General features: G+C 68.4%; 15 protein-coding genes and 1 tRNA gene. 7 read left to right on the top strand and 9 right to left on the bottom strand.

Features of this window, described 5'->3' with window-relative positions:
• Positions 1–11: 11 nt before the first annotated feature.
• Positions 12–356: a hypothetical protein gene (locus MEU52_RS20585; protein WP_238123666.1), complete on the top strand. Its 345-nt coding sequence runs from the start codon at positions 12–14 to the stop codon at positions 354–356.
• Positions 349–1,971 (top strand): GMC oxidoreductase, encoded by a 1,623-nt coding sequence (locus MEU52_RS20580; protein ID WP_238123665.1) that lies wholly within the window; start codon positions 349–351, stop codon positions 1,969–1,971. The genes MEU52_RS20585 and MEU52_RS20580 overlap by 8 nt, the downstream gene beginning before the upstream one ends.
• 183 nt (positions 1,972–2,154) lie before the next feature.
• Here the strand turns inward: MEU52_RS20580 and MEU52_RS21880 are convergent, their stop codons facing one another.
• Complete coding sequence (locus MEU52_RS21880; protein ID WP_273546398.1) at positions 2,155–2,802, bottom strand: TetR family transcriptional regulator; 648 nt, start codon at positions 2,800–2,802, stop codon at positions 2,155–2,157.
• Positions 2,803–3,114: 312 nt separating this feature from the next.
• On the opposite strand from MEU52_RS21880, the gene MEU52_RS20570 reads away from it, so the two are divergent.
• The 4 genes from MEU52_RS20570 (at position 3,115) to MEU52_RS20560 (ending at position 8,884) form a co-directional block, all read left to right on the top strand.
• Positions 3,115–4,161, top strand: coding sequence for an efflux RND transporter periplasmic adaptor subunit (locus MEU52_RS20570; protein WP_337927672.1), 1,047 nt, complete (start codon positions 3,115–3,117; stop codon positions 4,159–4,161).
• A gap of 5 nt (positions 4,162–4,166) precedes the next feature.
• Positions 4,167–7,322, top strand: coding sequence for an efflux RND transporter permease subunit (locus MEU52_RS20565; RefSeq protein ID WP_238123663.1), 3,156 nt, complete (start codon positions 4,167–4,169; stop codon positions 7,320–7,322).
• A 218-nt stretch (positions 7,323–7,540) separates the two neighbouring features.
• Positions 7,541–7,666, top strand: a complete 126-nt coding sequence (locus MEU52_RS21875) for a hypothetical protein (RefSeq protein WP_273546397.1) — start codon at positions 7,541–7,543, stop codon at positions 7,664–7,666.
• Between the two features lie 81 nt (positions 7,667–7,747).
• Positions 7,748–8,884 (top strand): alpha/beta hydrolase, encoded by a 1,137-nt coding sequence (locus MEU52_RS20560; protein WP_238123662.1) that lies wholly within the window; start codon positions 7,748–7,750, stop codon positions 8,882–8,884.
• A gap of 117 nt (positions 8,885–9,001) precedes the next feature.
• Here MEU52_RS20560 and MEU52_RS20555 read toward each other — a convergent pair whose 3' ends face one another.
• From MEU52_RS20555 to MEU52_RS20540, 4 genes are all read right to left on the bottom strand, one after another.
• On the bottom strand, positions 9,002–10,714 hold the full coding sequence (locus MEU52_RS20555; protein ID WP_238123661.1) for a thiamine pyrophosphate-binding protein: 1,713 nt from the start codon (positions 10,712–10,714) through the stop codon (positions 9,002–9,004).
• Positions 10,715–10,814: 100 nt separating this feature from the next.
• Positions 10,815–12,377 (bottom strand): class I adenylate-forming enzyme family protein, encoded by a 1,563-nt coding sequence (locus MEU52_RS20550; RefSeq protein WP_238123660.1) that lies wholly within the window; start codon positions 12,375–12,377, stop codon positions 10,815–10,817.
• 35 nt (positions 12,378–12,412) lie between these two features.
• On the bottom strand, positions 12,413–14,272 hold the full coding sequence (locus MEU52_RS20545; RefSeq protein WP_273546402.1) for a TRAP transporter large permease: 1,860 nt from the start codon (positions 14,270–14,272) through the stop codon (positions 12,413–12,415).
• A 25-nt stretch (positions 14,273–14,297) separates the two neighbouring features.
• Positions 14,298–15,326, bottom strand: coding sequence for a TRAP transporter substrate-binding protein (locus MEU52_RS20540; RefSeq protein ID WP_238123658.1), 1,029 nt, complete (start codon positions 15,324–15,326; stop codon positions 14,298–14,300).
• Positions 15,327–15,469: 143 nt separating this feature from the next.
• Here MEU52_RS20540 and MEU52_RS20535 point away from each other — a divergent pair, with 143 nt between their 5' ends.
• A complete protein-coding gene (locus MEU52_RS20535; protein WP_238123657.1) occupies positions 15,470–16,198 on the top strand; it encodes a GntR family transcriptional regulator in 729 nt (242 codons plus the stop codon).
• 388 nt (positions 16,199–16,586) lie between these two features.
• On the opposite strand, the gene MEU52_RS20530 is transcribed toward MEU52_RS20535, so the two are convergent.
• From MEU52_RS20530 to MEU52_RS20515, 4 genes are all read right to left on the bottom strand, one after another.
• Positions 16,587–16,662, bottom strand: a tRNA-Glu gene (locus tag MEU52_RS20530).
• 83 nt (positions 16,663–16,745) lie between these two features.
• Positions 16,746–17,432, bottom strand: coding sequence for a YggS family pyridoxal phosphate-dependent enzyme (locus tag MEU52_RS20525; RefSeq protein ID WP_238123656.1), 687 nt, complete (start codon positions 17,430–17,432; stop codon positions 16,746–16,748).
• On the bottom strand, positions 17,429–18,295 hold the full coding sequence (locus tag MEU52_RS20520; protein WP_238123655.1) for a C40 family peptidase: 867 nt from the start codon (positions 18,293–18,295) through the stop codon (positions 17,429–17,431). Before MEU52_RS20520 ends, MEU52_RS20525 begins: the two co-directional genes overlap by 4 nt.
• A 4-nt stretch (positions 18,296–18,299) precedes the next feature.
• A complete protein-coding gene (locus MEU52_RS20515) occupies positions 18,300–19,670 on the bottom strand; it encodes a leucyl aminopeptidase family protein (protein WP_443267907.1) in 1,371 nt (456 codons plus the stop codon).
• Positions 19,671–19,714: the final 44 nt, after the last annotated feature.

The raw sequence follows: 19,714 nt of genomic DNA, 5'->3' as shown, positions 1-19,714 counted from the left end.
GGAGGATCAGCATGGTTGCGGAACATCCCGAAACGGCGGGCCTTGCCCCGGCGGATCCGCCGGCCCTTGATTTCCACGGGCTGGTGGTGGCGCTGCTGCCGCTTGATCCCTACCACCCGGCACTCGAGCCGCTCATCGATGATCTCGCCCGCATCGCCGCGCTGAATCTGCAGCTCAACGCCGCCTTCCACCGTATCGCCGCCCGTTCCGGCTTTGCCGCCGGCGGCGAGGTGCGCCGTGAGCACCTGGCGGAGGACGCCACCGCCGTCTTCGCCTTTCTCGAATACATGCATTTCGCCTCGCCCTCGTTCCTGAAAAGCGTGGGTGAATGGCCGTTGGGAGGCGTGCGTGGCTGAAGCGACCCCTTGTGATGTCGTCGTCGTCGGCACCGGGGCGGGCGGCGGCATTCTCGCCTACGAGCTCGCCAAGGCGGGCCTGAACGTCATTTCCCTGGAACAGGGCGGCGTGCTCGCCGACGATCATTTCAAGACCGTCGATCCGCCCAACACGGCGCTGGATTTCGGCATTCGCGCCAACACCGTCTGGCCGGCGGAACCGCACGACAGCCTGTTCGTCCATCCGCTCTACGAGAAGGGCGGGGACGGTTCCACCGGCTGGCCGGAAGGCGGCTTTCACCATTATCAGGTGCTCGCCGTCAACGGTCTGCAGAACCTGTGGAACGGCGTCAGCGTGCGCTTTTCGGCCAAGGATTTCGCCCATTGGCCATTCCCCTACGAGACCCTCGCGCCCCATTACGATGCGGTGGAGCGGCGCATCGTGGTGTGCGGCACCACGGAGAACATCGAGGAACTGCCTGACGGCATCTTCGTGGAGCCCAAGCCCCTGCGGCCGCCGGATCACATGATCATCGCCGCGGTGGACGGGCTGGGCGAGACCTATTCCCGGGCCATTCCCAACCGCAAGGCCATCGACACCCGGCCCGACAGCCCGAAGGCCTGCGTCTCCACCGGCATCTGCACCTCCGGCTGCCCCACCGGCGCGGTCTATAAGTTCACCTCGCGGCTGCTCCCGGAAATCCGCGACCTGCCCAATTACACGCTCGTCACCGGCGCCAAGGTGGTGCGCATCACCCGCGCCGGCGGCGCGCGGCAGGCCTCGGGCGTGGACTATATCGACATGGCCACGGGCGAAGCCCGCAGCCTGGCCGCCAAGGTGGTGGTGCTGGCGGCCGGGGCGGTGGAGAGCCCGCGCATCCTGTTCAATTCCGCCGACGAGATGGCGCCCGAGGGCATGGGCAACGCCACCGGCCAATTGGGGCTCAGGCTGCAGGACAATCCCAAAGCGGTGGTCTCCACCTCCCTGTGGCAGCTGTGGGGCAAGGCGCGTGACTATGACATCGGCTATGGGGATCTCCTGATCCTCATGTCGCGGGGCACGCTGCCCGATGGGGAGGAGTTTCCCTTCATCGGCCACGCCATCCACGGCATTCCCGATGTGCCGCACTATCTGGCGGGCATGAAGCGCTTCCCGGTGTTCATGAAGGAGCGCCTCGCCCGCTTCATGTTCCATTCCTATGTCACGCTGGGCCTGTTCTGCGCCGGCGATCCGACGCCCGCCAACCGGGTGCGGCCGGGCACCACGCGGGACCGCTTCGGCGTCCCGCACGTGGCGGTGGACTTCTCCCATTCCGACCGCACCGAAGCCATGATGGATGCCATGGATGCCTGGGGCCGCAAGGTGCTGCGGCACGCCGGCGCCACCTCCATGCACGCCTCGCGGGACAATACCGGCACCGGCATCCATTATGCCGGCACCACCGCCGCATCGGATGATCCCGCCACCGGCGTGGTGAATGGGGACATGCGCCTGCACGACATGGACAATGTCTATGTGTGCGACGGCGGCGTGGTGCCGTTCCTGCCGGACAAGCACCTCACCCTCACCATCATGGCGCTGGCCCACCGCCTCGCCGGGCATCTGGCCGAGCAGGCCCGCACCGCCACCGTCTGAGCGCGGGCTCGCGGGGAGGGGGTGTCGGCGCGCCCCGTCGCTGCAGAGCCGGCCTTTGTCGCCGGTGGATCTGGCTCCTTCGCCTTTCGATCAACACCTCGCGCCCCGATGGGGGCTGCCGCGTGTCCGCGGCCGAAGGAGCGCGCCATCGGCGGGTTGCGCCGGATTGCTGCCGGGCCGGTGTCAGCCCTCGACCGGCACCGCGATGTCTGCTGTGTCGCCGGGGGTTTTCATCCACATGTCCAGCATGGTCCGGATGAGCTGCAGACCGTCCGGCACGAGGCGGACGCTGTCCTTGCCGAGCGCCCATTCCAGCACCATGCCGCTGATGGTGACGCCCAGGGCGGCGGCGGCGGTCTGTGGCGTCCAGGGGGGGCGCAGCCCGACATCGCGCTCGACCACCTGAAAGATCCGCTCCAGGGCCGATCTCATCTCCTCGCGGAACGTGGTGCCGCCGTTGTCATCCTGGTCCGACAGGCCGAGATCGAGACGCATCAGCACCCGGATCAGCCCCTTGCGGCGCGGATCCCCCTCCAGAGCCGAGAACATTTCGCATAAGGCCTTATCGAAGTGAGACAGCAGGGCCGGGCCATTTTCGTGCCCCACAAGGTCGGCCAGCTCGCAAAACGGGGCTTGGGCCTCTTCCCGCAGGGCCAGAAGCAGCCCCTGCTTGTTCTTGAAGTGCCAATGCACGGCGCCGCGTGTCACCCCCGCCGCCACCGCGATCTCCTCGAGACGCACGTTGTCGTAGCCCGCATCAAGGAAGAGAGCTTCGGCGGCTTTGAGAATCTGGCGCCCGGTTTCCGCCGCCTGCTCCTTGGTTCGCCTCATGACCGCGTCCCGTCTCCTTGCCCGGCGCGCCGCCCCCGGTTGGCGCGCCGGCGGCCTCGGTGACTGCCGTCGCGCCGCAGGCTCTGCAACCGATCGTGCGTGCGGCAGCAATACTGCCTCCGCCGGTCAAGCGCCACCGTAGCGCCGGGCCGGTCTCTCAGCGCCTGTTTACAAACAAACATAATGTATGTATATGCGGCACGGAGAAAGGTTCAAGCCATGCGCTCCTCGTTCCTCGCCGTCCTTCTCGGCAGTTGCCTGCTCTTCCCCGTCCCGGCTCTTGCGCAAATGCCGGGCGGGGGGCCGCCGGCCGTGGGAGTTGCCAACGTGGCGCCGGAGGACGTGCGGCCGACCACCGAGTTCAACGGCCGCATCGAGGCCATCCAGCGGCTGAACGCCGTGGCCCGTGTCACCGCCTTCCTGGAGGAGCGCCAGTTCACTGAAGGCACGGACGTCAAGAAGGGGGATCTCCTGTTCCGGCTGGAGCGGGCCCCGTTCGCCGCGGAGGTGGCCGCCAAGCAGGCCGCCGTGGCGCAGGCCCAGGCCCAGCTCGACAACGCGAACCTCACCTTCGAGCGTGCCGACAAGCTGCAGAAGTCGGGCAGCGGCTCCCAAAGCACCCTCGACAATGCGGTGGCCAGCCAGCGCACGGCGCAGGCTCAGCTGCAATCCGCCAAGGCCGCCCTGCAGGTGGCCCAGATCAATCTCGACTACACCGAGATCCGCACCCCCATCGACGGGCGCATCGGCCGCACGGCGGTAACGGTGGGCAACGTGGTGTCGCCCTCATCGGGCGCGCTGGTGAGCGTGGTGAGCCAGGACCCCATGTACGTCACCTTTCCCGTGCCCACCCGCAAGCTCATCGAGCTGCAACAGGCGCATGCCGCGGAAGGCGGCGCTGAAGGGGGATTGCGCATCCGCCTGCGGCTGCCGGACGGTCGACTTTATGGCGAAGTGGGCCAGCTCGACTTCATCGACCCGAACGTCGCCGCCAACACCGATTCCATCACCGTGCGCGGCAAGATCGCCAATCCGCTCGACGCCAACGGGCAGCGCGAGCTCTACAATGACGAGTTCGTCCGCGTGGTTCTGGAGGCGGTGAAGGCTCAGCAGGTACTGGCGGTGCCGCGCGCGGCCGTGATGACCGACCAGCAGGGCGACTTCGTCTATGTGGTGGGCGCCGACAAGATCGCGCAGGTGCGCCGCGTGAAGCTCGGCCAGTCCACCGCGGGCAAGGCCCGCGTCATCGAAGGCCTGTCGGGCGGCGAAACGATCGTCGTGGAAGGGGTGCAGCGGGTGCGGCCGAACACGCCCGTCGATCCGCAGCCCGCCATGGCGCAGACCGCCACAGTGGAGTGACGGCGATGATCTCCGATATCTTCATCGACCGCCCCCGCCTTGCCGTCGTCATCGCCATCGTCATCTCCATCGCCGGCGCGCTGGCCCTGATGCGCATCCCGGTGGCCCAGCTGCCGGATATCGTGCCGCCGCAGGTCTCGGTCACGGCCACCTATCCGGGCGCCTCGGCGGAGGTGCTGGAGGCCACCGTCGCCCAGCCCATCGAATCCAAGGTGATCGGCGTCGACAAGGCGCTCTACATGAAGAGCACCTCGGGCAACGACGGCAGCTATACCCTCACCGTCTCCTTCGCCCTCGGCACCGACCCGGACATCAACACCGTCAACGTCAACAACCGGGTGCAGACCGCCCTGTCCCAATTGCCCGCCGACGTGCAGGCGCTGGGCGTGACAGTGCAGAAGAAGTCCTCTTCCATCCTCCAGTTCATCACCCTCAGCAGTCCGGATCAGCGTTACGATCCACTGTTCATGACCAATTATGCGGTCATCAACGTGCTCGACGAGCTCGCCCGCACGCCGGGCGTGGGCTCCGCCTCCCTGTTCGGGCAGATGAACTATTCCATGCGCATCTGGTTCGATGTGGAGCGGCTCGCCAGCCTCGGCATGGTGCCGTCCGACGTCATCGCCGCCATTTCCGCACAGAACGTGCAGGCCCCCGTGGGCCGCATCGGCGCGCGCCCGGTGCCGGACAACCAGCAGTTCCAGCTCAACGTGCAGACCCAGGGGCGCCTCACCACGCCGGAGGAATTCGGCAACATCGTGCTGCGCGCGAACCGCGACGGCTCGGTTCTGAAGGTGAAGGACGTGGCGCGCGTCGAGCTCGGCGCGCAGAATGAGGATTCGGTCAACCGCCTCAATGGCAAGCCCTCGGTCGCCATGGGCATCTATCTCGCCCCCGGCGCCAACGCGCTCACCACGTCTTCGGCGGTGACCGCCAAGCTCAAGACCCTTCAGTCCCGCATGCCCGAGGGCCTCAAGGCCCAGATCATGTATGACTCCACCGACTTCGTGTACGACACCATCGACGCGGTGATCCACACGCTGATCGAAGCCTTCCTGCTGGTGGCGGCCGTGGTGTTCCTGTTCCTGGGCAACTGGCGCGCCACCCTCATCCCGATCATCGCCGTGCCCGTCTCCATCATCGGCACCTTCGCGGTCCTGCTGGCCCTCGGCTATTCAGCCAACACGGTGTCGCTGCTCGCCTTGGTGCTCGCCATCGGCATCGTGGTGGATGATGCCATCGTGGTGGTGGAGAACGTCGAGCGCGTGATGGAGGAGGAGCCTGAGCTCTCCCCCGCCGCGGCGAGCAAGAAGGCCATGGCGCAGGTGACGGCACCCATCATCGCCATCACTTTGGTGCTGCTCTCGGTGTTCGTGCCCATCGGCTTCATCCCCGGCATCTCCGGTGAATTGTTCCGCCAGTTCGCGGTGACCATCTCCGCGGCCATGCTGATCTCGGCGCTCAACGCGCTGACCCTCTCGCCGGCCCTGTGCGCCGTGTTCCTGCGCCACGGCGGGGAGAAGCGGGGCATCATGGGCTTCATTTCCCGCCGCATCGACAATCTGCGCGACGGCTATGCCTTCCTGGTGCGCAAGACCCTGCGGCTGTCCATCCTCTCGCTGGCCATCGTCGCCGTGTGCGCCTTCGGGGTGATGAGCCTCGCGAAGATCACGCCCTCCGGCTTCCTGCCCGAGGAGGACCAGGGCGCCTTCTTCATCAACGTGCAGCTGCCGGATGGCGCCTCGGTGGCGCGCACCAGCGACACTGTGCGCCAGGTGGAAAAGCTGGTGGGCGCGCTGCCCCAGGTGGAGAACGTGACCTCGGTCATCGGCTATTCGCTGCTGGACAGCTTCTCCGCTAGCAACAACGCCTTCATGATCGTCCAGTTGAAGCCGTTCGAGGAACGCAAGGCGGCTCTCGACAAGGTTCAAGTCATCATCGGCCAGGTGTTCGGCGGGGTGCAGCAGATCCGCTCGGCCATGATCCTGCCGTTCAACCTGCCGCCGGTCATCGGCCTGTCCACCTCCGGGGGCTTCGAGGCCATGGTGGAATCCCTGGAGGGGGCCGACCCGGCCACCATGGGCTCCATCTCCAACGCCATCGTGGGCGCCGCCAACCAGGATCCCGCGCTGAGCCGCGTGTTCACCACCTATGCGGCCAACGCGCCCTCGCTCTATCTCGACATCGACCGGGAGAAGGCCCAGGCGCTGGGGGTGGGCATCAACGATGTGTTCACCGCCCTGCAGGCGACACTGGGCGGCTCCTATGTGAACAATTTCAACCTGTTTGGCCGTACCTGGCAGGTCCAGGTGCAGGGTGATGTGGATAATCGGCGCGATATTCCCGCCTTGTGGGACATCTATGTGCGCGCCAAGGACGGCGCCATGGTGCCCCTTCAGTCCATCGCCGAGCTGCAGACCATCGTCGGGCCGGCGGTCATCACCCGCTACAACAACTACCGCGCGGTGACCATCAACGGGTCGCCGGCGCCGGGGGTGGCCTCGGGCACCGCCATGGCGGCGTTCCAGCAGGTCGCAGCCAAGGTGCTGCCGGCCGGCTATGCGCTGGAATGGACCGGCACCTCCTACCAGGAGCAGCAGGCCGGCGGGCAGACCGGCATCATCCTCGCCCTGGCGCTGCTGTTCGCCTATCTGTTCCTGGTGGCGCTCTACGAAAGCTGGGTGATCCCGGTGCCGGTGCTGCTGTCCGTGATCGTCGCCGTGCTTGGTGCGTTTGCCGGCATGGTCGCATTCGGCATCACCCTCGACCTCTATGGGCAGATCGGCCTCGTGGTGCTCATCGCGCTCGCCGCCAAGAACGGCATCCTGATCGTCGAGTTCGCCAAGGAACAGCGCGAGCACGGGGTGGAGCTGAAGGAGGCGGCGGCCAACGCGGCCAAGCTGCGGTTCCGGGCGGTGATGATGACGTCCATCGCCTTCATCCTCGGCCTCGTGCCGCTGGTGTGGGCCAACGGCGCCTCCATGATGGCCCGCCAGAACGTTTCGACGCCGGTGTTCATGGGCATGCTCGCGGCGAGCTCCGTCGGCATCCTCGTCATCCCCATGCTCTACGTCACTTTCCAAAGCACGCGCGAGCGCATCAAGGCCCTGTTCAGCCGCTCGGCGGCTTCCGGGAATGCCTCCTCGGCCCATCACGGCTGACGGAGCACGAGACGATGTCCGACCAACCGCCCCCGGCCGGACATCCACCGGAACGCGCGCCTCAACTGGCGCGCGTTCCGGGCCTTTCCAGGCGCCTGCGGGCCGCCCTTGCCGTGACCGGCTTCGGGTTCTCGATGCGGAACAAGGTGCCCTGAAGGGTCGCCTCCCCGTTCATCCGGCGCAGCCGCATCCATCGACAGCTCCGTGATCCATACGCGATGCCGGCGGACATCCGCTCCACAGTCAAGGCGCTGGAACCGACGGAAGGCCAGGGCAATCCGGGCGCCGAGGCGGAGCGTGCGCACCGGGAACCGATGCCGGGCGTGTTCGAAGCGGCCGCGTGAGGCTAAGCTTCTCTGGAACCTCCGCTCGCTGCGTGGTGCGGCGATGGGGGAACGGCGCCTGTCAGGACGCTGTGGGGATTGATGGTGAGAACAGAGCCCTCCACCACTATTTTACGGCTCGTCGCATGCCTGCTCGCGGTGTTGCTGGCGGGTTGTGCCGCGCGGCCGGGGCCGGATGTCCTGCAGGTGACCGGCGTGCCGGCGGCCGGCGGAATGGTGGTCACCCTCTATGTGGCCACCACCCGTGCCCGCGGCGGCGCGACCGGTGAGACCTTCACGACCGAGCGCGCCATGACCATGAATTATGAGCGCGTCACCCTCTCGATCCCGCCGACCCACAAGCCGGGACAGATCGAGTGGCCGGCGGGCCCCCCCAATCCGGCGTCCGATTTCGTCACCGTGGAGCGCGCGCCCCTCGACAAGGCCAGCTTCACCCGGGAGGTGGGCGCCAGGCGACACGGCCGCCCGCCCGAAATCGGTGTGTTCGTGCACGGCTACAACACCAGCTTTCAGGAGGCGCTGTTCCGCTTTGCCCAGATGGTGGCGGACGCCGGCTTCGAGGGGGCCCCGGTGCTGTTCGCCTGGCCTTCCGAAGGCACCGAGGCCGGCTACCTGGCCGACAAGGATGCGGCCACCTTCTCGCGCGATCAGCTCGCCGATCTTCTCACCCAGCTGACGCGCATTCCCCATAGCCGGAAGGTTGCCGTGGTGGGCCACAGCATGGGCGGATGGCTGACGGCGGAGGCCTTGCGCCAGCTGCGGCTGGAGGGACGCAACGATGTCGTGAACCAGCTGCAGGTGGTGCTGGCCGCCCCCGACATCGACGTGGATGTGTTCCGCGCCCAGATGGCCGTCATCGGGCCGCTCTCACCCCCCATGGTGGTCATGGTGTCACCGGATGACGTGGCCTTGTCGCTGTCCGAGCACCTGTCTGCGGACCGGCGCCGCATCGGCCGGCTCGACGTGCGCGATCCACGGGTGGCGGAGGCCAGCGCAAAGGCGCGGATCCAGATCGTGGACATTTCCAGCATCGGCTCGGCGGACCTCTTCCGGCATGACCGGTTTGTCGCCCTTGCGGCCATGTATCCCGCCATCTCCTCGGCGCAGAAAAATGGTGGGCACGATCTGTCGCAAGCCGGCGTATTCGTGCTTGATGCCGTGGATGCCACCGTGTCGAGCCCCTTCGTCCTCGCCCGGCGGGCGGTCTCCGGACCCTAGCGGCGGTGGGCGGCCGTGCTCACCGCGATATCGAGCCCATTCGGCGTTCCGCGCAGCCTCCACCGCGGGGGGCGAGGCCCTCTCCGTCATGTCGAGGCCGCGGCAGACCGGCCGACATCATCCCTGCCGCCAGGCCCGCTCGGCCGCGTCCCAGGCGGCGAGCGGCTGGAGGTCGGGCACCCAGGCCAGGCCCGACTTGCCGTCGGAGGACACCGCGTCGGAGGTGACGACCACATCCAGCAGGGCCGGCCGGTTGGCCAGTGCGCGGACGAGGGCGGGAGCAAGATCCTCCTCGCGCTCCACCCGCTCCGCATGCATCCCGAAGGCCCGCGCCATCATGGCATGGTCGGAATGCTGGAGGCGCGTGCCCACCACCTTGCCGTGGGTCTCCTGCTGGTCGTGGACCTCGATCTGCCACGCCCCGTTGTTGGCGACGACGATGAGCACCGGCGCCTTGTGGCGCACCGCCGTGTCGATCTCGATGGCATTGAAGCCGAAGGCGCCGTCGCCGGTGGCGACCAGCACCGGCTTGTCGGGATATTCGAGGCTGGCCGCGATGCCGTAGGGCACACCCACGCCGATGCAGCCGAATGGGCCGGGGTCGAGCATCGCATCGGCGCTGAGGCCGACGCGCCCAAAGGCCAGGAAATCGCCCCCGTCATTGATCACTACGGCATCGCGGCCGATCGCCTTCTGCAACGCCGCCAGCACGCGATTGGGATGCAGCCGTCCGTCGGCACCCGCCGGAGCGCTCGCCATGGACTGACGCAGCTTTGCCGCGCGCGCCTGGTGTCCCTCGCGCAGCTTGCCCGCCCAGTGCGGATCGATGGCGGGCGCGCGATTGCCGGCGGCCGCGATCATGGCGTCGAGGGTCGCCGCCACGTCCGCGACGATCTCCACCGCGCCGCGCCGGTTATCGCGCACCTCGGCCGCGGCATCGCTGATGCGCACGAATTGCGCGGCGCCGAACACGGCCGGTGAGCCGAAGCCCAGCTGGAAGTCGAGCTTGCGCCCGACCGTCAGCACCACGTCCGCATCCCCCATGGCTGCGCCGCGCATGGCGCTGACGGCGGCCGGGTGCTCATCCGGGATCACGCCGCGGCTCTCGCCGGTGTCGAGATAGACCGCGCCGAGCCGATCCAGGAATGTGGCGAGCTCAGGACCGGCCCGCCGGGCGCCGCGGCCGGAGATGACGAGGACGCGCTTTGCGCGCCACAGGAGATCGACCGCTGCGGCGACACGGTCGGGATCGGGGCGCGTGCGCGCGCGCGGCTTGGCGGCCATGTGCTCCGCCATCCTGAGGGGCTCCGGCACCGGGGCGCGCAGGGTGTCCACCGGGAAGTCGATGAAGGCGGGGCCCGGCAGGTCGCTCTCCCCGAGGGCGCAGGCGATCGCTTCGTCCAGCTCGGCAAGGGCCAGGGAGGGCTCGCGTATGGTGCGGGCATAACGGGTGATGGGGCGCAGGAGCTGGCTCTGGTCCATGTCCTGAAGACCGCCGCGGTTCTCCTGCGGGCGGGGCGAGGCACCGGACAGGATCAGGACCGGCGCCCGCGAGACGTTGGCGTTGGCAATGCCGGTGATGGCATTCGTCACGCCCGGCCCCGCCGTCACGAGGGCGACGCCGAGGTCGCCCGTCAGTTCCGCGTGCGCCTGGGCCATATGCACCGCCGCGCGCTCGTCGCGGACATCGATGATGGCGATGCCCTCGGCGTCCAGCCGCATCCACAGCGGCATGATGTGCCCGCCGCACAGGGCGAACACGCGCTTGACCCCGCGCTGCTTGAGGACCTTGGCCACCATCGCGGCGACGCTGTCGGCAGAGACCTTCATGGATGTTCTCCTGGCACCCGCGCAGGCGCGCGGCGCTGTTTTGCATGCCGCGGCGATCAGAGCCGGCGGTGCGATGGGCTGGGACGCAACGGACCGCGGGTCACACCGTCTCGCGGGCGAACCGGGACTTCAGCTCGCGGTAGAGCACCTTGCCGGTGGCGTTGCGCGGGATGTCCTCGTGGCGGACGAAATCGAAGGAGCGTGGCCGCTTGTAGCCGGCCAGAGTGTCCTTCGCCCATTCCGCGAGCATCGCTTCGGAGAGGGGGGCGCCGTCCTTGGCGACGATCACCGCGTGGACGCGCTCGCCCCATTTGCCATCCGGCACGCCGATGACCGCCACGTCCCGCACCAGGGGATGGCCCGCGAGCACCTGCTCCACCTCGGAGGGGTAGACGTTCTCGCCGCCGGAGATGATCATGTTGCTCTTGCGGTCGACGAGATGGATGTATCCATCCCCATCCCGCCGCGCCATGTCGCCCACCGAGCAATAGTCGCCGCGGAAGGCCTCGCGGGTCTTTTCCGGCAGCCGCCAATAGCCATCGAAGGTGTAGGGCGTGCGCGAGAAAAGCTCGCCGACGCTGCCGTCCGGCACCTCGTTGCCGTCCTCGCCCAGGAGGCGGATCGGCGCCGAGCCGATGCACTCGCGCCCCACCGAGCCGAGCTTGGAGAACTGCTCGCGGGGATGCAGGAAGGTGACCCATCCGGTCTCGGTGGCGCCATAGAGCTCGAACAGGCCGGAATTGGGGAACATCTCCATCACCGCGCGCTTGGTGTCTGGCCGTGCGGGGGCGGAGGAGACCATGAGCTTCGTCACCGAACCGAGATCGTAACGCGCCCGCTCGGAACCGGAGAGGCCCAGCATCAGGACGTAATGGGTGGGCACCAGCGAGGTGAAGCTCGCCCCGCTTTCCGCCAGCGTGCGCACGCAGTGCTCGGGATCGAAGTTCGCCCGCGAATAGATGTTGATGGTGCCGCCGCAATAGGCGAAGGCGCCGAAGAAGTAGAGCGAGTTGGCATGGCACATGGGCATCACCAGCAGGGCGGCATCCTGGCGGTGGATGCCGAGCTCGATCTCGGTCGTGAGCGCGAGCAGGGCGCTGCCGCGGTGGCTGCGGATGGCCCCCTTCGGGTTGCCGGTGGTGCCGGACGTGTACATGAGCGTCCAGGGGTCGTGTTCCAGCACCACCTGCGCCGGCTCGCCGGCCGAGGCGGCGGCGAGAAGCCGTTCATAGTCGCGGAAGCCCGTGGGCGCCGGGCGCGGGCCGAAATGGATGATGCGGTCATCGCCGATGGGCAAGTCGGCGCGCACCTCTTCCACCACGCCCGCCAGCGCATCCTGGACGATGAGCGCGGCGATTTCGGCGTTCTCGGCGATGAAGCGCACTTCCCGCCCGGTGAGGCGGAAGTTGATGGGCACTGCCACCAGGCCGGCCTTGGCGGTGGCGGCATAGATCTCCGCCCACTCGACGCAGTTGTAGGCGAGCACCCCGACCCGGTCCCCCTTGGCGAGGCCGAGCCCGAGCAGGGCGTTGGCAAGGCGGCAGGCCCGCGCGTTCCACAGCGCGAAGCTCATCTCCCGCTCCAGGTCGCGGGCGCCGATCCGCTCTGGGGAGAGGCGCGCGTGGGCGGCGAGCATCTGCCCGAGGTTGAGGACGTCAGTCATGATGCGATCTCCGAACGCGGCAAGCAGCCGCTCGATCAACGGATGAAGCCGGTCGAGATCCACGGCACCGCGGCGACGATGAGGGTGCCGATGAAGAGTGCCGCGATGTACCCGATCATGGGCCGCATGCCCTCGTCCGGCCGGATGCGGCTGATGGCGGAGGCCGCGTAGTAGCCGACGCCGAAGGGTGGCGCGAACAGGCCGATGCCCATGGCGAGGATCACCACCATGGCGTAGTGCACCTCATTCACCCCCACCTCCCGCGCGATGGGAAACAACAGCGGGCCGAACAGCACGATGGCCGGGATGCCTTCCAGCAGGCTGCCGAGCACGATGAAGGCGATGAGGGACACCAGCATGAAAGCCACGGCGCCGCCCGGCAGGTGGGTCATCATGTGGGCCAGCGCGGCTGAAAAGCCGGATTGTGTCAGCGCCCAGGCCATGCCCGTCGCCGCGCCGATGATGAGCAGGATCGCGCCGGACAAGGCCGCCGTATCCACCAGCATGGGATAGAGCCGCCGCCAGTCGAACCGGCGATAGATGAGGAGCCCGGCCAGAACCGCATAGGCGATGCCGATGGTGGACACCTCCGTGGCCGTGGCGACGCCTTCGATCACCGCCGCGCGGATGATGAACGGCAGCGCGATGGCCGGAAGCGCCACCACGAGAGCCGTCATGATCTCGCGCAGGCTCGCGCGGCGCACGCCGGAGAGGTCGTCCTTGCGGCTGCGCAGCCAGACCACGACGCACAGCAGCGCGCCCACCACCACCGCCGGCATGAGGCCGCCGGCGAACAGCGCGGCGATGGAAACGCCGGTGACGGAGCCGATGGTGATCAGCACCAGGGAGGGGGGAATGGTCTCGGTCTGCGCACCGGTGGCGGCGAGCAGGGCCAGCAGCTCGCCACGATCCGCCCCGCGCTTCTCCATCTCGGGCAGCAGCACGGGGGCGATGGCTGCCATGTCCGCCGCTTTCGAGCCGGAGATGCCGGAGACGAGATACATCGCCCCGACGAGCACATATTGCAGGCCGCCGCGCACATGGCCGAGGAGGCTGGCGAGGAACGCCAGCATGGCGCGCGCCATGCCGGTCATCTCGATGAGCACGCCGAGGAAGACAAACAGCGGCACCGAGAGCAGGACGAAGTGGCTCATGCCCTCGTCCATGCGTCCGATGACCACGGAATGCGGCAAGCGGGTGGTGAGCGCGATGTAGCCGAAGGTCGCCGTGGCGAAGGCGAAGGCGATGGGGATGCCCGAAAGAACCATCGCCGCCACCAGCCCGACGAAGAAGATGAACAGGTTGAGGTTGCCGAGCCCTGCGAAGACCGGGCGCAGCGCGGTGAAGGCCGCTGCCACCACCACCACGAGCGCCACCGCGGCAAGGGTCACCCGCCAGTCCGTCCGCTCGACGAGGCGCAGCACCGCCAGAACCAGCATGAGGGCGAACCCCACGGGCAGCGCCGCCACCCGCCAGCCGACGGAGATGTCGAGGGCGGGGGTCGAGACGATGATCTCGTCCACCGCGAACTCGTAGGCTGCGCCGAGGGCGAGCGAGAGGAAAAGAAGCGGCACCGCGATGGCCAGCACGTCGAAGAAGCCACGGAACGGCGGGCGCAGACCGCCCACGAACGCGCTCATCCTCATGTGCTCGCCGCGTTCGAATGCGACGACGGCCCCGAGCATGGCGAGCCATAGAAACAGGATGCTGGCCAGCTCGTCCGACCAGATCAGTGGCGTGTGGAACACGTAGCGCGCCAGGACGCCGGCGAAAAGAACGAGGATTTCGGCCAAGACGAGAGCCGCAACCGCGGCCCCCGTGATGTGGCGGATGGCGGCGCCGATGCGCGCCGGAATTCCGGTCGTCGCGACGACCGGTGCGGGGGCGATGCCCATCTCCAGTTGCACGTTGGCCTCCCGCTCAGCCGACGGGGCCAGCGAACTTCTGAAGCAGATTCCAGGCCTCATCGCCGAATTTCGCGCGCGCCTCCTTGTAGAACGACGTCTTTGCGAGCGCCTGCTGGAAGACTTCGGCATTGGTGGTGTTGAAGACGAGACCCTTGGCCTCGAGATCGGCCTGCAGGGTCTGGCTGGCCTTCACGCTATCCGCTCGCTGCTGGATGGCGGCGGCGTTGAAGTGCTTGGCCATCACCTGCTTCATGTCATCTGGAACACTCTTCCAGATCCTGCCGCTGGCGAGCAGCCAGAAGCCGTCCCACGCATGATTGGTGAGCGAGCAGTATTTCTGCACCTCGAAGAACTTGGCGGTGTAGATCAGGGCCAGCGGGTTTTCCTGGCCATCGGCGATCTTCGTTTGCAGCGCGGAATAGGCTTCGGCGAGGGGGATCGACACCGGCGCCGCGCCGAAGGCCGAGAACATGGAGACCCACAGCGGCACCAGCGGCACGCGGATCTTAAAGCCGGCGAGATCGCCCGGCTCTCGGATCGGCCGGGTGGAGCTGGTGATCTGGCGGAAGCCGTTGTCCCATACCTTGTCGAAGCCGATGAGGTTGGCCTTCACCAGGTTGGAGCGGATGAGGTCCCCCACCGCCCCGTCCATGGCGGCCCACACCTTGTCATAGCTGGTGAAGGCAAAGCCCACGCCTGTCAGGGCGGTGATCGGCAGGATGGTGGAGAGCACCGTGCCGGGCATGGTCGCGAGTTCGAGGGCGCCGGACCGCAGCTGGCTCATCATGTCCGGATCGCTGCCCAACTGGTTGTTGGGAAACAGCGAGATCTCGAGCGCCCCATTGGTTTCCGCGGTGATGGCGGCGATGGCCTCGCGCAGGCGCACGTTCACGGAATGGCTGTCCGGCAGGTCGTTGCCGAACTTGAGCTTCAGCGGCTCGGGCTTGGCGAACACGGCGGGGGCCGCGAGCGAGACGCCGCCCATGGCCGCGCCGCAGGCGGCGGTGAAGTGAAGGAACGAGCGTCGATTGAAGGTGGTCATTTGGCGTTTCTCCCGAGGGGCAGGCGTGCCGGACTTTGCGTCCGGTCTGAATTCGAATTCAGAATACGAATTCATAAATCAAATGCAAGCCCTATCCAGGCGGGGTCGGCAGGGGGTATATTGGCGGCTCAGAGAGAGGATCCATGCGCGCGCTTGCCAGCCAGCCCAGCCTTGTCGATCAGGTGGTCGAGGCCATCACCGCGGAGATCGTTCGGGGGGATCTCCCGTCCAATTCGCGCCTGATCCAGGACGAGTTGGCGCGGGCCTATGGAGTGTCGCGCCAGCCGGTGCAGCAGGCGCTGCTGCTGCTGCGCAGCCGCGGGCTGGTGCGGGATGCGGAGGGCCGGGGTCTGATCGTCGCGCCGCTGGACGTGGACTTCATCCGCAACCTCTATCAAATCCGCGCGGTCGTCGAAGGCCTCGCCGCCAGCCTCGCCGCGCGCAACGGCAGCGCACGGGCGCGGGCGGAAGGCGCCCGTTACATCGAGATGGGACTGGAGGCGGTGAAGAGCGGCTCGCTCGACCAGCAGATCGAGGCCGACATTGCCTTCCACGCCTTTCTCGGTGAGATCTCCGGCAATCCCCTCCTCAACGAGACGACGGCGCCGCACTGGCCGGCGCTCCGCCGGGTGATGGGCGAAGTCCTGCGAGAGGACGTCGGCATGCCCAGCAACATCTGGGACGAGCACTCCGCGATCATGGCCGCGGTGGTCGCCGGCGACGGGGAGAAGGCGGAGCGGCTGGGCAGAGAGCACATCCAGCGGGCCGCGGACGTGTTCGTCGCGCGCCTGAAGGCCCAGCAGACATTGCAGAGCCGCGCCTCGCACAGCCGACGTATCCGCCTCAACCCACGGGCCGTGGTGGTCGACTAAACAGTTCCTCCAGCCGAAGGCGCCCCGCTCGCTGCAGGGGCGCGTGCTTGAAGCGCCTTTGGAACCCTGGACGCCGTCTCCCTCAATCGGAGGCAGGGCGGCTCCGATGGGCAAAGCGAACGCCGCCGAGGATCTCAAGCGCGACGCGGTCTTTCAGATCTCCGACCAGGGCCATCCGGTGACGCAGATGGCTGGAGGGTCGGGCAGCAATCCCGGGTTGTATTAATGGGACGAAGCGGTACGGCAAGCCTGCGGCTCTGGGCGCGCGTCTATCCCGAGGATGCGGGTTCAGACATGACAGCGTATCTCTGAAGCCGCCAAGGCACAGGCCCCGACCGCCAAAAACACAAAAGCCCCGCGAAGGGCGGGGCTAAGGTCTCGAAAAGAATGGCGCTCCCAAGGGGACTCGAACCCCTGTTTTCGCCGTGAGAGGGCGACGTCCTAGACCGCTAGACGATGGGAGCGTTGCGGGAAGGCGCTTCTCATAGCGGTGATCCGGGGGGAGCGCAAGCGCCTTGTGGGGAAAAGCGAAGTTCTCAACAGGGCATCAGCCCGCGGTCGCGGGCAGGGGCGGGCGGTGGCCGAAGATGGCGCTGCCCACGCGCACATGGGTGGCCCCCTGGCGGATGGCGGCGGCGAAATCGCCGCTCATGCCCATGGACAGGCCGGTGAGGCCGTTGCGGGCGGCGATCTCCGCCAGCAACGCGAAATGCGGGTCGGGCACCGCCTCCACGGGGGGGATGCACATCAGTCCGGTCAGCGTCAGTCCATGCACGGTCCGGCAGTCCTCGATGAAGGCGTCGGCATCCTCCGGCAGTACGCCGGCCTTCTGCGGCTCGCTGCCGGTGTTCACCTGCACGAACAATTCGAGGCTCTTGCCCGTGTGCTTGAGCTCGGCGGCGATGGCGGCGGCGATCTTCGGGCGATCCACGGTGTGGATGGCATCGCACAGGGCCACCGCCTCGCGCACCTTGTTGGATTGCAGGGGGCCGATGAGATGCACCCGGGTATCGGGGAAATCGGCGCGCAACTGCGGCCATTTGTGCTGGGTTTCCTGAACCCGGTTCTCGCCGAACACCCGCTGGCCGGCTTCCAGCACCGGGCGCACGGCGTCGGCGTCGAAGGTCTTGGAGACCGCCACCAGGGTCACGCTCTCGGGCGTGCGGCCCGCCTCGCGGCAGGCCTTGGCGATGGCGGCACGCACCTCGGACAGATGATGGGGGCTGTCGCTCACGCGCGGATCTCCTTGGGGTCGAGGCGGCGCAGGGTGCGCAGCGGCGCGCTCGCGGCGATGCGCTCCAGCGCCGGGCGTAGCGGCTCGCGCGCCACCATCATGTGAAAGGCGTTGGCATGCAGCAGCAGCTCCGGCGTTTCCACCAGCGCCACATGGCCCGGCCAGAACAGCAGGTCGCCACGCTGCAGCGGCGTGTCGAGGGCGAGCGCCGTGCCCAGCGCGCGCTCCTGCATGTCGCTGTCGCGCGGGGCGGCGATGCCACAGGCGGCCAGCGCCGTCTGCACCAGGCCGGAACAGTCGAGCCCGAGGGCCGAGCGGCCGCCCCACAGATAGGGCACGCCCAGAAAGCGCGTGGCTACGTCCACCATATCGCCCTCCACCTGATCCAGGGGGGCGAGGTGGCGGGCGAACAGGGCGCCGTCGGTGGTCAGCGCGAACGCGCCGCGCATCTCGCGCACATGCACCGGGCTGCCGAAGCACAGGGCGGCGCGTGGCGGCAGCTTGATGTCGGGGCCGGGGAACAGGAAGGTGCGGGGCGCCGCCACCTTGTGCGTGGGGGCGCCGGCCAGCGGCCGCAGGGCGTCGCTGGGCATGTAACCCACATAGCCGTCGGCGGCGAGCTGGACGAAGGCCCAGCCCTCGCCATCGTCCGCATAGACGGTGACGCGCTCGCCGAACAGCGCCTCGGTGTCGAGGGGTGCGTCGCCGGCGGGGCGGCGGCGCACCGGCGCCACCGGCTCCGCCACCTGGCGCACTTCGCCTTCCACATAGCGCGGGGCCTCGACGACGCCTTTGAGAGAGGCGGCGGCAAGGTCGGAGCGGGCGGGGGTGAGGCGCGGGTCGAGACCGCTCGGAAGGCTCATGATGTCAGCCGTAGCGGGCCGCCAGCAGGGCGTCGAGGGCGCGGATGGTCTGCGCCTCACCGCCCTCCGGCCGGCCGGGGCGGGCGGCGGGGTTCCAGGCGAACAGGTCGAGATGCAGCCAGGTCTTGGCGGCGCTCACGAACTTGTCGAGGAACAACGCCGCGGTGATGGCCCCGGCGAAGGCGCCGGAAGAGACGTTGTTGGTGTCGGCGATCTTCGAATCGAGCATCGCAGCGTAAGGCCGCCACAACGGCAGGCGCCACAGGGGATCGGCCTCGCGTGCCGCGGTGGCGGCGAGCTCGGCGGCGAAGGCGTCGTCGTCGGTGAAGGCGGCGGGGAGCTGGGGGCCGAGGGCGACGCGGGCGGCGCCGGTGAGGGTGGCGAAGTCGATCAGCACGTCGGGCGCGTCCTCGTCCGCCAGTGCGAGGGCATCGGCCAGCACCAGCCGGCCTTCGGCGTCCGTGTTGCCGATCTCCACGGAAAGGCCCTTGCGGCTGGTGATGATGTCACCGGGGCGGAAGGCCGCGCCGGAAACGGAATTCTCCACGGCGGGAATGAGCACCTTCAGCCGCACCTTGGCGCCGCGGGCGAGCAGCAGATGGGCAAGGCCCAGCGCATTGGCGGCGCCGCCCATGTCCTTCTTCATCAGCAGCATGGCCGAGGAGGGCTTGAGATCGAGCCCGCCGGTGTCGAAGCACACGCCCTTGCCGACCAGGGTCACCTTGGGGGCGTCCGGATCGCCGGCGGTGATCTCCAGCAGGCGCGGGGCGCGGTCGGCGGCGCGGCCCACCGCATGGATGAGCGGGAAGTTCTCCTCCAGCAGCGCGTCACCGACGATGCTGCGGAAGCGCGCGCCGTGGCGGGCGGCGAGCGTGCGGGCGGCGTCTTCCAGCTCGGCCGGGCCGAGGTCGTTGGCGGGGGTGTTCACCAGGTCGCGCGTGAGGGTGATGGCTTCTGCCGCGCGGGCCAGCGCCGCCGCGTCCACCCCCTCCGGCACCACCAGGCGCACGTCGCGGGCGGGGGCGCTGCGATAGCGGGAGAACCGGTAGGTGCCGAGGGCGAAGGCGAGGGCCGCGAGGCGCCGGTCGCCGGCTTCGCCCTCCAGCCGCCAGGTGCCGGGTGGCAGCAGGGTGGCGAGGGCACCGAGGGCGAAGGGGGCGGCCTTCTCGGGCGGGGCGACGCCGAACAGGGCGCCGGCGAGGCCGCCGTCGGCGGCGGGCACCAGCAGCAGCTTGCCGGCCTCGCCCTTGAAGCCGGCGGCGGCGGCGAAGGCGCGCGCGGCTTCAGGCAAAGCAGAGGCGGTGATGTCGGCGGCGCGGACGCACCACACGGGCAGGCTGGGCGTGGAAACGGGGGCGAAGCAATCCGGCATGATGAACTCCTCACCGTGGGGGTAGCACGGCGCGGGGTGGAGGGCGA

Origin of the sequence: Xanthobacter sp. NM-25, from assembly GCF_022138605.1 — a bacterium.
GTDB lineage: Bacteria > Pseudomonadota > Alphaproteobacteria > Rhizobiales > Xanthobacteraceae > Xanthobacter.
This window is presented reverse-complemented; position numbering and strand designations above follow the sequence as displayed.